General features: G+C 66.1%; 8 protein-coding genes. 3 read left to right on the forward strand and 5 right to left on the reverse strand.

What is annotated here, in order from left to right; translation table 11 throughout:
- On the reverse strand, nucleotides 1-2,175 hold the full coding sequence (locus AWB78_RS08175; protein ID WP_062604066.1) for a serine/threonine-protein kinase: 2,175 nt from the start codon (nucleotides 2,173-2,175) through the stop codon (nucleotides 1-3).
- A 444-nt stretch (nucleotides 2,176-2,619) separates the two neighbouring features.
- Here AWB78_RS08175 and AWB78_RS08180 point away from each other — a divergent pair, with 444 nt between their 5' ends.
- Entirely contained in the window at nucleotides 2,620-2,841 is a 222-nt protein-coding gene (locus AWB78_RS08180) for a hypothetical protein (protein WP_062604067.1), read from the forward strand.
- 37 nt (nucleotides 2,842-2,878) lie between these two features.
- On the opposite strand, the gene AWB78_RS08185 is transcribed toward AWB78_RS08180, so the two are convergent.
- Nucleotides 2,879-7,249, reverse strand: a complete 4,371-nt coding sequence (locus AWB78_RS08185) for a DEAD/DEAH box helicase (protein ID WP_062604068.1) — start codon at nucleotides 7,247-7,249, stop codon at nucleotides 2,879-2,881.
- Nucleotides 7,250-7,309: 60 nt separating this feature from the next.
- Here AWB78_RS08185 and AWB78_RS08190 point away from each other — a divergent pair, with 60 nt between their 5' ends.
- Nucleotides 7,310-8,671 (forward strand): glycosyltransferase family protein, encoded by a 1,362-nt coding sequence (locus tag AWB78_RS08190; protein ID WP_232477643.1) that lies wholly within the window; start codon nucleotides 7,310-7,312, stop codon nucleotides 8,669-8,671.
- A 209-nt stretch (nucleotides 8,672-8,880) separates the two neighbouring features.
- A complete protein-coding gene (locus tag AWB78_RS08195) occupies nucleotides 8,881-11,259 on the forward strand; it encodes a phosphoketolase family protein (RefSeq protein ID WP_062604229.1) in 2,379 nt (792 codons plus the stop codon).
- Nucleotides 11,260-11,403: 144 nt separating this feature from the next.
- Here the strand turns inward: AWB78_RS08195 and AWB78_RS08200 are convergent, their stop codons facing one another.
- From AWB78_RS08200 to AWB78_RS08210, 3 genes are read right to left on the reverse strand one after another with little or no spacing between them, the layout of a single operon-like run.
- Nucleotides 11,404-12,741 (reverse strand): MFS transporter, encoded by a 1,338-nt coding sequence (locus AWB78_RS08200; RefSeq protein ID WP_062604070.1) that lies wholly within the window; start codon nucleotides 12,739-12,741, stop codon nucleotides 11,404-11,406.
- Nucleotides 12,742-12,773: 32 nt separating this feature from the next.
- Nucleotides 12,774-13,721 carry a hydroxymethylglutaryl-CoA lyase gene (locus AWB78_RS08205; protein ID WP_062604071.1) on the reverse strand — a complete coding sequence of 316 codons (948 nt, stop codon included), beginning with the start codon at nucleotides 13,719-13,721 and terminating at the stop codon, nucleotides 12,774-12,776.
- Nucleotides 13,718-14,911, reverse strand: a complete 1,194-nt coding sequence (locus AWB78_RS08210; protein ID WP_062604072.1) for a CaiB/BaiF CoA transferase family protein — start codon at nucleotides 14,909-14,911, stop codon at nucleotides 13,718-13,720. Before AWB78_RS08210 ends, AWB78_RS08205 begins: the two co-directional genes overlap by 4 nt.
- Nucleotides 14,912-14,926: the final 15 nt, after the last annotated feature.

Raw genomic sequence — 14,926 nt, forward strand, 5'->3', positions numbered from 1 at the left:
TTACTTTTTGGCCTGCGTCGTGATCTGAAAGATATCGACGGCCACGCGGTCGCGCCCGTACTTGCCCGCGAGCGCGGAGAGGCGCTTTTCGACGGCGCGCAGATATTCGGGCTTCGCCTCGCTGTCGGGGCGCGCGGCATCGAAGAGCGGCGCGGGCGTGACCATGAGCACGATCATCTCCGAGCCGAAGGGCTTGCCGACGACCCAATCGCCCATCGTGCCGATGGTCGCCGTGTAGCTCGGCGGCGCCTGGTTGTCGCGCGAGCGCGAGTTGGGCAGCAGATGCACGACGCTGCCGTCGAGCATGTAGTAATCGACGTTGACGTAGGAATCGAAGGCTGGCGTCATCAGATCGACGATCAGCGGTTCGCCTTCGCTGAGGCGCGTCGCGCGCGAGCGCGTGTGCACCGACGCCGGCCCGCCCGACTGCCGGTTCGTTGTCCAGTACGGGCCGAAGACCTTGAGCAGATCGCATTTGTCGTCGGCGACCGGCTGCACGCCGAAGTTCGTCGTCTTCACGCCGGGCACGCGGCCGAGCGCTTCCTTGAGCCGCGCGAGCCCGTATTTTTGCGACACGAAACCCTGCACGTCGACAGTCTGATCGTGCACCGACGCAACGAGCGCCGAGCACGGCACGCTCGCGAGCACGGGCGTGACGGCGGCCATCGTGAGCGTGGGAACGGGCGTCGCGGGCACCGCGGGCGTGACCGCCACGGCGGACGCCGCCGCGGCCGTCTCGGGCGCGGGAGTCGTCACCGTGCCCGACGCGCTCCCTTCCGACGGACGCGGTGGGGCTTCGCGCGGCGCCTCCCGCGCGGTTTCCTCGCCGTTTCCGGATTGCTCGAAGTAGTACCAGCCCCCGGCGGCCGCGAGCACCGCCGCGACCGCCGCCGCGCCGATCGCGAGCTTCGGCGCGGCGCCTTTCTTCGCCTTGCGGCCCGCAGGCGTCGTGGCGTGCTCCTCGCTGATTTCGTCGAGGAACTGCGAAACGCTCGGCGTCCTGTCTTCGCGCTCGAACGCGAGCGCGGCCTTCACGGCTTTCCACTGCTTGTTGCCGAGGTGTTCCGGACGCTGCGGCTTCATGCCCGCGCTCTTGGCCTGCATCGCGGGCACGCGGTCGAACGGGTGCTTGCCCGTCAGAAGTTCATACGTGATGCAGCCGAGGGCGTAGATATCGTCGCGCGGATCGGGCTCTCGATGCTCCAGCATCTCCGGGCTCGCATACGCGGGCGTCAGCGCGCCGAGGCTGCCGGGATCGAAGACCGTCGCCTCCATTTCCTCTTCGGGCCGCTGGATCACGCGCGAAATGCCGAAGTCGATCACCTTCACTTCGGACGTGTCGGTCAGGAACACATTGGCGGGCTTGAAATCGCAGTGCACGAAGCCGCGCTCGTGCGCATAGGCGAGCGCATTGGCCATGCCCTTGAAGATCGGAAACGCTTCCGCGAACGGCATGCCCTTGAAATTCGGGTTCCGAAGCAAGCGCGACAGCGGCTGGCCGGACAAATACTCCATCGTCAGATAAACCACCTGGCCGTCGCGGTCGAAATCGTAGACGGTGACGATGTTCCGGTGCGCGAGCTGCTGCGCCTTGCGCGCCTCGCGCTGCAACGCGATCAGCGATTTCGGATTGCCGCGGAACTGGAGATTGAGCACCTTGATCGCGACATACGGCCGGCGATCCGACGCTTCGAGCTTGCGCAGATCGAGCGCCTTGTACACGGTGCCCATGCCGCCGATGCCGAGACACTCTTCCAGCACGAAACGGCTGTTGAGCGTATCGCCGACGCCTTTCATCTGCTGATCGTGGTCGGCGATCACCTGTGTCGCCTGCCCGAAGGTGCCGCCCGTGCTGCCCGTGTTGCTGCCGGCATCGCGCGAAGGAGCCTGCGAAAAGCCGGGCGTGGTCTGCAGACGCGTCTCGTCGCGGCCGGCGGGGCCGGTGGCGGAATGCGGATCGGGACGCATGCGCGCCGCGTGCTCGATGCGGCGCCGGATGGCCGCATAGATGTCCGGCGGCAACGGCCGCGCCGCGTGCTCCTCGTCGAGGATCTCCATGAGCCGCTTCGCCGGTGTCTGCTCGGTCGCCAATGCGCCGTCGACCCCGGCAAAGAACTCGTCGCGCGACCCGCCGTCGCCCCGATAAGTACGAATCGCTTGCGCAAAACTTGTCATCTGTGCGACGCGACGCGGCTCCAATCGTTCGACACTACTTGTCGTAATAAAACCCCGGTGCTCGTTCGATACTAGCCTTCGCATGACGCTTGTGCAAATGTCGTTTTCGATCATGCGCGGCATTGCGCACATGTCGTTCGGAGACCGACACGTCGATCGCAAGTGTCCGCGCGGTCACGTCAGATCACCTCGATACGCGCGCGGGCGGTTTCGGCGAATATATCGGAAAATCAAGGCGTTACAGGGCCTTTCGCCGGCGCTCGCACGACTGGCACAGCTTTCGCATTGTTCAGCCCGAACGTCCTCGCGGCAGACGCCTTAGTCTTTTGCCGCCATCGGCGTTGGCGGACAGAAAAATGGCGCGCCGGATCGCGGAGTCCGATCGGCGCGACGAAGCGAATTGTCTATACTCGATTGCGACTCCCCACTCTGGAGGAAGCATTCATGGCCGTACTCAAAATCAGGGATCTCGCCGACAGCGTCGAACTCGACCGTCAGGCGATGAACACGATCGTCGGCGGCGCGCGCGACGGATTCCGGCCGTCGTTCCGCATCCGGCTGGCGTCGAACGTGAACCGTGTCGTCGATTATCCGGGCGTGCCCGTGAAGGACGTGCCCGTCGTGCAGACCGGGCCGTTCACGACCCGAATCCTCACGAAGAAATAAATGTCGATATACGCGAGGGATTTCGTCTCTCGCGTCCTCAATGGCGCATCGGCACGCCGGTGCCCGCCATGCCGATTCCGGCCGAAGTCCCGAGCGAACGCGCCGAGCGCTTGACGAGCGCGAGGCGCAGACGCTCGCGCCCGGCGCCGTCGAAATCGCCGAAATAGCGCGTCTTGCCCGCGATCACCGCGCCAACCGGCACGCCGTCGAGATACAGCACGCGATTGCCCGCGAGCGCCGGCACCTTCTCGCCGGGCAACAACGTGCCGACGAGATTGAGCGGATCGACCGCCGACAGCGCGACGAGCGCGCCGTCCTTCGGCCGCTTGCGCATGTCGCGCAGGAGCGGCACCGCTTCGGGCAGCGCGAACTGCTCGCCCGCGAGACCGGCGACGAAACGCCCGCCGCGAATCTCGCCGCGCGCCTCCAGCCGGTGATACACGCGCAGCAGATCGCGCCACGGCGGCAGCCATTCGGCTTCACGCTCGAGCAGACGCCAGAACACGACGCCATAGCGCCGCAAGAGCGTCATCGCGACGTGCTCGATAGCGCCGTCCTCGCGCGCGTCCTCCTGCTTGGCGCGACGCAGAAGCGCCCAGCGCCCGGCATCGTCCATGCCGCCGATGAACAGGCCGCCGCGCCGCGGACGGCGCGCGAACGCGTTGCGCTTCGCCGCCGGTGCGAGCAGCGCGCGCAGGCCCGCGAAGCTGTTCGCGTTGACGAGCCCGAGCGCGACCAGTTCGCCGAGCGCGTCTTCGAGCTCGGTGCGCAAGAGACGCACATCGGCGAGAAGCTCGTCGAAGAACATCGCGCCGTGCGTCTTCAGCGCATCGAACACGCGTTCCGCGCGCGACGAAAGGTGCGGCGCTTCGTCGGGACGCATGAGTGCGTTCCAGGCATCGAGATGACGGCGCGGCAACAGCACGATCGGCGTGCCGCGCACCGGGCCGCCCGACGCGCGCGAACGTCCCGCGGGGCGCGTCCATACGAGCTTGCCCGCGCGGCAGAGATCGTCGAGCCACATTCCCGAATAATCTGCGATGCGCGCCGGCAGGATTTCATCCTCCCATGCGACGGCAGGCGCCTCGAAACCTTCGAGCTGTTCGAGCACCGCGCCGAGCGCGTCGCGGCCCTCGCCGTGCGAATCGGGTGCGACGCGCTGCCATTCGAGCAGAAAGCGCATGAAATCCTGCCGCTCGACCGGCTCGATTTCGCGCCGCAGCCGCCGCACCGTGTAGCGATGAATCCGCGCGAGCAGATGCCGCTCGCACCATTCCTCGGCCTGCGCGCCCGGCGTGAAGCGGCCGCGCATCACGTAGCCCTGCGCTTCGAGCCGCGTCAGCGCGAGCGCGATCGCCGATGCGGGCAGCGCGAGCGGGCGCGCGATCTCCGGCACCGTCAGCGGACCGAAGCCCGACAGCCGCGCGCGCACGATCTCGACGAGCGCGTCGTCGGGCGCCCAGGCGTCGTCGAAGCCGGGCGGCGGCTGCAAGACCGGATGCATCGGCGCGTGCTCGTAGACGGCGCGCACGCACGCGAGACGCTCGACGGGCGTCCACAGCGCGTCGTGCCCGGCGATCCGCAGGCGCGTCGCGCGGCCTGAGCGCGCGAGGGCATCGAGCCACGCGGGCCATTGCGCGCTGCGTTGCGCCTCGCTTTCCGCGATGCACGCGAGCGTCGTCAGCGCCTCGTGCATTTCGTCGGCGCTCGTGACGTCGGGCCACGCTTCCTCGCGCACGCTCGCGATCGCGTCGGGATCGAGCGCGCCGAGATCGTCGGAGGATTGCGGATCGGTCCAGCGGCGCGCGAGCACCGCCTGCGTGCGGCGCTCTTCGAGCGGCGCGTCGTCGAGGAACGCATACGGCCGCGCCGACAGGATTTCAGCCGCGAGCGGCGACGGCGCGGGCAATTCGCGCGTGACGAGGCGCACGCCGCCCGCTTCGATGCGCCGCAGGAGCGCGAGCCACGCGTCGCAGTCCATCGCGTCGTGCAGGCAATCGTCGATGGTCTGCTCGACGAGCGGATGCGCCGGCACCTCGCGCTCCCCGGCGATGTTCTCCGCGCACGCGACCTGATCCGGAAACACGGCCGCGAGCAGATCCTCGCTTTTCATGCGCTGCAGTTGCGGCGCGACCTTGCGCCCGCCGGTGTAGCGCGGCAGCGCGAGCGCATTGGTCGCGTTCCAGCGCCAGCGCACGCCGAACAGCGGCGCGTCGAGCAGCGCCTGGATCAGCACGTGTTCCGCCGTCGCCGATTTCAGATAGCGCCAGACGTCGTCGAGCGCGAAGCTGTGGCTGCCGGTCAGCGACAGCACGATCGCGTCTTCCGTCGCGGCCGCCTGCAGTTCGAAGTTGAACGTGCGGCAGAAACGCTTGCGCAGCGCGAGACCCCAAGCGCGGTTCACGCGGCTGCCGAACGGCGCGTGGATGACGAGCTGCGTGCCGCCCGATTCGTCGAAGAAACGCTCCATGACGAGCGTGTCCTGCGTCGGCAGCACGGTGAGCGCGGCGCGCGAGCGCGCCAGATAATCGACGATCTGCCGCGCCGGCTCCACGCCGATGCCCGTTTCTTCCGCGAGCCACGCGGCGGTGTCGTCGGTGCCGCCTTGACCGAGCCGCGCGTCGATCTCGCCGCGCAGCCGCGCAATCGCGTGCGAAAGCTCGCCGCTGCGACCCGGCGCCTCGCCGAGCCAGAACGGAATGTTCGGCGGCTGGCCGTTCGCATTCTCGACGCGCACGCGGCCGCCTTCCACGCGCACGATCCGGTACGACGTATTGCCGAGCTGAAAGATATCGCCCGCGAGGCTCTCGACGGCGAAGTCCTCGTTCACCGTGCCAATCTGCAAGCCCTGCGGTTCGAGCAGCACGGCGAAATCGGCATTGTCGGGAATGGCGCCGCCCGAGGTCACCGCCGTCAGCTTGCCCCCGCGCCGGCCGCGCAGCGTGCGGCTCACCGCATCGCGATGCACATAGGCCGCGCGCACGCCCTGCCGCCCCGTATAGCCTTCCGCGAGCGTGCGCAGCACGGCCTCGTAATGCGCGCGATCGAGCGTCGCGTACGGATACGCGCGCGTGATGCGCTCGAAGAGCGCGTCTTCGCTCCATTCGCGGCACGCGACTTCGGCGGTGATCTGCTGCGCGAGCACGTCGAGCGGCGCGTGCGGGATCGTCAGCGCATCGAGTTCGCCGCGCCGCACGCAGTCGAGCAGCGCCGCGCACTCGATCAGATCGTCGCGCGAGGTCGGAAAGAGCCGCCCTTTCGGCACGCCGCCGACGTGATGCCCCGAGCGCCCGACGCGCTGCAAAAAGGCGCCGATCGAGCCGGGCGAGCCGATCTGGCAGACGAGATCGACATCGCCGATATCGATGCCCAGCTCCAGCGATGCCGTCGCGATCAGCACGCGCAACTCGCCGCGTTTCAGGCGCTGCTCCGCCTCGAGCCGATGCTCGCGCGCGAGGCTGCCGTGATGCGCCGCGACCGCTTCCTTGCCGATGCGCTCGGTCAGATGCCGCGCCGCGCGCTCGGCCATGCGCCGCGTGTTGACGAAGACGAGCGTCGTGCGATGCTGCGCGGACAAGTCGGCGAGACGGTCGTAGACGCGCTCCCACATGTCGTTGGACATGATCGCTTCGAGCGGCATCGGCGGAATGTCGAGCGCGAGATCACGCGCGCGGACATGACCGACATCGACGATTTCGCACGCCTCGTTCTCGCCGACGAGGAACTTCGCGACGAGCTCGATGGGCTTCTGCGTTGCCGACAGCCCGACGCGCACCGGACGCTGCCCGCCCGCTTCCTCGCACAGCGCGTCGAGCCGCGCGAGCGACAGGCTCAGATGCGAGCCGCGCTTGCTGCCCGCGACCGCATGGATTTCGTCGACGATCACCGTGCGCGTGGTTCCGAGCATCGCGCGGCCGGAGTCCGACGAAAGCAGCACGTAGAGCGATTCGGGCGTCGTCACGAGAATGTGCGGCGGGCGCTTCTTTACCGCGTTGCGCTCCTGCTGCGTGGTGTCGCCGGTGCGCACGGCCGCGCGAATTTCGGGCGCGGCCACGCCGGATTCGCGCAAGGTTTCGGCGATCCCCGCGAGCGGCGCTTCCAGATTCACGTGGATGTCGTTCGACAGCGCCTTCAGCGGCGACACATACACGACGCGCGTTTCGTCCGGCAACGCACCGCCGAGCGCCACGCCGTCGCGCACCAGTTCGTCGATGGCGGCGAGAAACGCGGTGAGCGTCTTGCCCGAGCCCGTCGGCGCGGCGACGAGCGTCGAGCGGCGCGCATGCACGAGCGGCCAGGCGCGCGCCTGCGCGGCGGTCGGCGCGGGAAAGCGCGAGCGGAACCAGCCCGCGACGGCCGGATGGAAGCCCTGGAGGGCGTCGTCCGGGGCAGAGGATTTTCGGATCATCCGGACATTTTATGAGCGCTTGGGAATCGGCGTGTTTGTCGCGCTTTTCGGACAGCTCCCATGCGAACGAATCCTGGTTCCGGCGATGCTTCCGGCTCGCTCCATCGTCCGTCCGCAGCTTCCATGATCGTCATCAGCCTTCTGTTCGACCACGCGCCCGGCGCGCTCGCCAACCATCGACGATATGCCCGTGCGCATGGCTATCGCCACGTCGAGCTCGACTTCGCCGAACTGTCCGGCAGCGCCAACGCTGTTCGCTGGGTCTACAAATACGAAACGCTCCTGCGCCATCTCCGTCAGGCCGAACACAACGAAATCGTGCTCCTGTTGAGCGAGAACGCCGCGATCCTGCGCCCGGTGCCCCTGCCGGAACTGATGGCGGGCCGGGACTGGCTCATCGCCTGCACCGAATCCGAGCTGCCGCAGACGGACGTGCTCATGTTCCGTAACACGCAGGCGGTCCGCGAGAAAGTCGCCGATCTCGTCAGCCGATGCCGCCTCGGTGTGGTGCTGCCGCAAGAGGAAGCCGAGGTGCTGCACGCGTTCAGTGCATGCCCGCCTCAATTCCGCATCGGCGATGTCTACGCGGTCGTGCCGGCCGCGGCCTCCCTGCAAAGCGTATGGGCCACCTGGAAGGCCTTCTCGGTCAGCATTCGCGACGAAAGGCAGCATCGCCGGTTTCGCGCGGCGCTCATCGAACATGTCAACGAATGCGGGACGCTCGGCGTGCCCTATCTGACGCTCACGGAAGCGGGCGAGCGCGATACCTCCGCGCACAGCGTCTTTCAGCCGAACCGGCCTGTTGCGATCGTCATGCTCCATACGCCGAACGTCGCGCGCTACGGGCGCATCGCGGAGGACAACTTCAGGCGCTATTGCGAGCGGCAGGGTTACACGCTCTACGTCCATCGCGACATTCCCGCGCATCTGAACGACGGCAAGAGCGCGGGGAACTGGTACAAGGCCGCGCTGCTGCGCGAGTACCTGCCGAATCATCAGTGGGTGTTCTGGCTCGACGCCGACGTGCTCGTCAACGACATGAACCGGCGGCTCGAGCCCTTCACGCACGGACGCGAAACCGTGCTCGCGCGCGATGTGGGAACGTGGACCTTCAACTCCGGCATCATGGGCTTCGAGCGCAACCAGAGGAACTATGACGCGTTCGCCCGCATCATGGAGGCGTGTGAAAGCCTCGAAGACAGGTCGCACGTGTATGCCAGCCGGGGCGATCAGCATTACTTCATCCGCGCCTTCGAGGCGATGCCCGGATTCGATGCCGCGCAGATCCACGATTTCATCGACATCAACACGCCGTGGATCTATCGCCGCCCGGACAGCTTCATGGTCCATTACGTCGGCATGTGGCAAGACAACCGCGCGCTCCTGATGCATTACGACCTCAAACATTCCGCGATGGAATGACGCGCCCCCCTACCGCGCCTCCCGATCCCCTTTATGATGTTCCACGGCGCTCGTCGGGCGCCGTTTTTCTTCTGCCAACACAACGCCACAAACACGCCGGATCATGGACGGAATGCGCGGGACGCGATCTCGCGCGAAGCCGTGCGCAGGACGCTCGACCAATCACCTCACCTGCCAAGGAGAAGCAATTGAACGACGACGTCAATGGCATGACCGCGACCGAGACGCCCCTCGACGCCGACCTCCTCGCGAAAATCGACGCGTACTGGCGCGCCTGCAACTATCTCTCGGCCGGCATGATCTATCTTCGCGCGAATCCGCTGCTGCGCGAGCCCCTCAAGCCCGAGCACATCAAGCGGCGGCTGCTCGGCCACTGGGGCTCGGACCCCGGCCAGTCGTTCGTGTGGGTTCACCTGACCCGCCTGATTGCGCGCGACGATCTGAACGTGCTGTTCGTCTCGGGCCCCGGTCACGGCGCGCCCGCGACGCTCGCCAATTCCTGGCTCGAAGGACATTACGCCGAAATCTATCCCGATCGCAGCGCCGACGAACGCGGCATGCTCAAGCTCTTTCGCGCGTTTTCGTCGCCGGGCGGCATCGGCTCGCATTGCACACCGGAGACGCCCGGCTCCATCCACGAAGGTGGCGAACTCGGCTACAGCCTGTCGCATGCGTTCGGCGCGGCGTTCGACAATCCGGATCTGATCGTCGCGGCGGTCGTCGGCGACGGCGAAGCGGAAACCGGGCCGCTCGCCACATCGTGGCATTCGAACAAGTTCCTCAATCCGGCGACCGATGGCGCCGTGCTGCCGATTCTTCATCTGAACGGCTACAAGATCGCCAATCCGACGATCCTCGCGCGCATTCCGCACGACGAGCTCGAAGATCTCTTCAAGGGCTATGGCTACGCGCCGCATTTCGTCGAAGGCGACGAGCCCGAAGCGATGCATCAGCGCATGGCCGCGACGCTGGAACGCTGCATCGCCGATATCCGCACGATCCAGACGAACGCGCGCGCGAACCCGGAGAACACGACGCGCCCGCGCTGGCCGATGATCGTGTTGCGCACGCCCAAAGGCTGGACCGGCCCGAAGGAACTCGACGGCCACAAGGTCGAGAACTTCTGGCGCTCGCATCAGGTGCCGATCGCCGATCCGGCGAGCAACCATCGTCATCTCGCGGCGCTGGAAGCGTGGCTGCGCAGCTACCGGCCCGAAGCGCTGTTCGATGAAGACGGCCGCCTGATCGAATCCCTGCGCGCGCTCGCGCCGAAAGGCACGCGGCGCATCAGCGCGAATCCGCATGCGAACGGCGGCGTGCTGCGGCAATCGCTCGATCTGCCCGATATCCGCGACTACGCGTTCGAGTTCAAGCGCGCGGCGAGCGTCTATCAGTCGCCGACGGCCGTGCTCGCCACGTTCCTGCGCGACGTGATCCGCCGCAACATGACGAGCTTCCGTCTCTTCGGCCCCGACGAAACCGCGAGCAACAAGCTCGACGGCGTGTACGAAGCGTCGGGGAAGCGCTGGGTCGCACAGACGCTTCCCGAAGATGCGGACGGCGGCGCGCTTTCCATCGATGGCCGCGTGATGGAAATGCTGTCCGAGCACACGCTCGAAGGCTGGTTCGAAGGCTATGTGCTCACCGGCCGCCACGGCCTCTTCGCCACCTACGAAGCCTTCGTGCACGTGATCGACTCGATGTTCAACCAGCACGCGAAGTGGCTCGAAAAAGCGAAGAACGAGCTCGACTGGCGCAGGCCGGTGCCGTCGATCAATCTGCTCATCACGTCGCTCGTGTGGCGGCAGGATCACAACGGCTTCACGCATCAGGACCCCGGCTTTCTCGATGTCGTCACCAACAAGAGCCCGGACGTCGTGCGCATCTATCTGCCGCCCGACGCGAACTGCCTGCTGAGCATCGCGGATCACTGTCTGCGCTCGCATGATTACGTGAACGTGATCGTCGCGGACAAGCAGCCGCATCTGCAATACCTGAGCATGCAGGACGCCATCGTGCATTGCGCGAAAGGCATCGGCATCTGGGATTGGGCGTCGACGGATCAGGGCGCGGAGCCGGATGTCGTGATCGCCTGCGCGGGGGATATCGCGACGATGGAAGCGCTCGCCGCCGTCGAGATCCTGAAGGCGAACTGCGCCGATCTGAAGATCCGCTTCGTCAACGTCGTCGATCTGTTCAGGCTCATGCCGGACACGGAGCATCCGCACGGGCTGTCGCATCGCGATTTCGATTCGATCTTCACGCGCGACAAGCCGGTGATCTTCAACTTCCATTCTTACGCGTCGCTCGTGCACAAGCTCACCTACAACCGCACGAATCACGCGAACATGCACGTGCATGGATATCGCGAGCGCGGCAACATCAACACGCCATTCGAGCTCGCGATCATCAACGGCGTGGATCGCTATACGCTCGCGATCGACGTGATCGACCGCGTGCAGCGCATCGCGGCCAGCAGCGCGCATACGAAAGAATGGCTCAAGAACCAGATCATCGAAAGCGTGCGGTATGCGCACGAGGAAGGCATCGACCGCGATGAAATTCGCGAGTGGACGTGGAAGGGTTGATGCCCGTTTCGCCGTTGTCGGGGTGAATGCGGCATTCAAAATGCCATCTGGTCGAATGAATGCAAAACGCCAGATGCAAAATGCAAAAAGCGCCCGGGGACATGCAGTCCGCCGGGCGCATTTTTATTCAGAACCGCCGGAAGCTCAGCTCTGGTGCGCCGAATGATCCCGCTGCCTGAGCGATTGCGGCAAGCCGAACAGCAGCAACAGCGCGCACAACACGCTCATCGCGCCGATCGCGTACAGCGCGGGCGTCGTGCTGCCCATCGTGTCGCGGATGCGGCCCACCATCACCGGGCTCACGATGCCGCCCAGTTGCCCCAGCGTGTTGATCAGCGCGATGCCGCCCGCCGCGCCCGCGCCGGTCAGCAGCTTCGGCGGCAGCGCCCAGAACGCCGGAATCGATGCAATCACGCCCGCGCCCATCACGCCGAGCGCGGCGATGAGAAGCGTCGTCTGCTTGTCGAAGATGCCGGCCGCGAAGAAGCCGGCCGCCGCCATCACGAGCAGCGCCGCGACGAACTTGCGGCGTTCGCCCGAACGGTCCGACATGCGCCCGACCACCACCATGCAGATCGCGCCGCAGATGTACGGCACCGCCGTCAGCAGACCGATGATCGTCGGATTCTGCGTGCCCGCCGCGCGGATCAGGTGCGGCGCCCAGAAGTTGAGACCGTAGGATGCGATCTGGATCAGGAAGTAGATCAGGCCGAGCATCAGGAAGCCGGGCGTTTTGATCGCGCCGAAGAGCGAATGGCCGGTGTCGGTGTGCTGGCTTTGCGTCGAAATCTGGCTCTTGAGAAGGGTCTTTTCGTCGCTCGTGAGCCACGCGGCATCATCGACGCGATCCTTGAGCACCTTCAGCACGAGAATGCCGAGCAGCACGCACGGAAGACCGCCGAGCAGGAACAACCAGTGCCATCCCGCGATGCCCGCAACGCCGTTCAGATGCCCGAGCACGAGACCCGACAGCGGTGCGCCGAAGAGACCCGAGAACGCCGACGCGAGAAACAGCATCGACGTGATGCGGCCGCGATAGCTCGCCGGAAACCACAGCGTGAGGTAGTACAGCACGCCCGGCGCGAAGCCCGCTTCCATCGCGCCGATGATGAAGCGCAGTCCATAGAACTGCCACTCCGTCTGGACGAAGACCATCAGCGCGGTCGCGATACCCCACGAAATCATGATGCGCGCGATCCAGCGCCGCGCGCCGACCTTGTAGAGCAGCATGTTGCTCGGCACTTCGAAGAGCACATAGCCGATCACGAAGAGACTCGCGCCGAGACCGTAGGCGGTGTCGGACAGACCGAGCGAGCTCTGCATCTGAAACTTAGCGAAGCTGATGTTGATGCGGTCGAAGAACGCGAAGAAGTAGCACAGCATGATGAGCGGCATGAGCCGCAACGCCACCTTTTTGATGATGTCCGAGGTGTTCCCGACAACTTGCGGCTCACTGGCCGCGTTCACGCTTAGATCGCTCATGTTTGTCTCCAATATAGTTTTGGTCTTTTGATTCAGATGGTTTTCACGTAATCGGGCGCCGCATGCAGATCGCAATTGCGTCCCGCCTTCGCGACTTGTCCCGACACCTCATGTCCGACGAGCGCGGGCAGCGTGCGCGACAGCGCGATCAGCTTTTGCAGATCGATGCCAGTGGGAATGCCCATCTCGTCGCACATGTTCACGAGGTCTTCGGTGCAGATGTTTCCTGATGCACCCGGCGCGAACGGACAGCCGCCGAGCCCGCCCAAAGCCGCATCGAAGCGGCGCGCGCCCGCGTCGTAGGCGGCGAGCACATTGGCGAGGCCGAGGCCGCGCGTGTTGTGAAAGTGCAGCGTGAGATCGGCGGCCGGCACGTGTTCGAGCACGCGAGCGACGAGCCGCGCGACCTGACGCGGATTCGCCATGCCGGTCGTATCGGCGAGCGTGATGCCGGCGATGCCCATCTCGCGATACGTCCGCGCGATCGACACCACGCGCTCTTCATCGATGCGCCCTTCGAACGGACAGCCGAACGCAGTCGCGACCGTCGCGTTCAGCGTCGTTGCCTGCGATGCGCCTTGCACGAGCCGCACGACATCGCCGAAACCCGCCAGCGACGACTCGCAGCTCATGCGCATGTTCGCGCGGTTGTGCGTCTGGCTCGCGGACATCACGAGGTTCAACTCATCGGCGCCGGCGGCGAGCGCGCGTTCCGCGCCCTTCACGTTCGGCACGAGCGCGACGTAGATCACGCCATTGCCGCGCCGGATGCCGTTGAACACCGCCTCGCCGTCGCGCAGCGCGGGAATCGCTTTCGGCGACACGAACGAGCCCGCCTCGATGCGCGTGAAACCGCAAGCCGACAAGCCATCGATCAGCGCGATCTTGTCTTCGGTCTCGACCCACTGCTTCTCGATCTGCAAGCCGTCGCGCGGGGCGACCTCCTGAACGATCAGCGGTTCTTTGTATTCATCATTCATTGCACCGCTCCTTCGGCGCGCAGCCGCTGCACTTCGTCGGCTCCGAAGCCGAGCGATTCCAGCACCGATTGCGTGTGCTCACCGAGCGCCGGACCTTGCCAGCGCACTTCGCCCGGTGTGTCGGAGAGTTTCGGCACGATGCCCGGCATCTTCACCGATGCGCCGCCCGGCAGATCCGCCTGCAGGAGCATGTCGCGCGCTTGATAGTGCGCGTCGTTCACGATGTCCGCGACCGAATAGATGCGGCCCGCGGGCACTTCCTCGCGCTCGAGTGTCGCGAGCACGTCGTCCATCGAGTGATGCGATGTCCATGCAGTGATCGCTTCGTCGAGCATCGCGCTCTGCTTCACGCGGCCGTCGTTGTGGGCGAGCGCGGGATCGTCCGCGAGATCGGCGCGGCCGATCACGTTCATCAGGCGCCGGTAGATCGGGTCGCTATTGCCCGCGATCACGACGAAGCCGCCATCTTCCGTGCGATACGTATTCGACGGTGCGATGCCCGGCAGCGCCCCGCCACTGCGCTCGCGCACATGGCCGAGCAGATCGTATTCGGGGACGAGGCTCTCCATCAGGTTGAAGACGCTTTCGACGAGCGACACGTCGACCACTTGGCCGTCGCCCTGGCCGGTCTTCACGCGCAGCACCGACATCAGCGCGCCGATCACGCCATGCAGCGACGCCAGCGAATCGCCGAGACTCACGCCGACGCGCGCGGGCAGGCCTTCGGCGTCGCCGGTCGTGTAACGGATGCCGCCCATCGCCTCGCCGATCGCGCCGAAGCCCGGCCGGTCGCGATACGGGCCGGTCTGGCCGTAGCCGGAGATGCGAACCATCGTGAGCTTCGGGTTTATTGCATGCAAAACGTCCCAGCCGAGGCCGAGCTTTTCGAGCGCGCCGGGTCGCATGTTTTCGATGACGATGTCGGCATCGGCGGCGAGGCGCTTGATGACGTCCGCGCCTTCCGTCGACTTGAGATTCACGCACACGGACTTCTTGTTGCGCGATTGCAGATACCACCAGAGCGACGTGCCCTCGTGCAGCTTGCGCCACTTGCGCAGCGGGTCGCCGCCGTTGGGCGTCTCGATCTTGATGACTTCCGCGCCGAACTCGGCCAACATGCGCGCGGCGAAAGGCGCGGCGATGAGGGTGCCGATCTCGATGACCCGGATGCCTTGAAGGGGTCCGCTCATGCTGCTCGTCTCCTG

It is taken from the genome of Caballeronia calidae, from assembly GCF_900044055.2.
GTDB classification, from domain to species: Bacteria; Pseudomonadota; Gammaproteobacteria; order Burkholderiales; family Burkholderiaceae; genus Caballeronia; species Caballeronia calidae.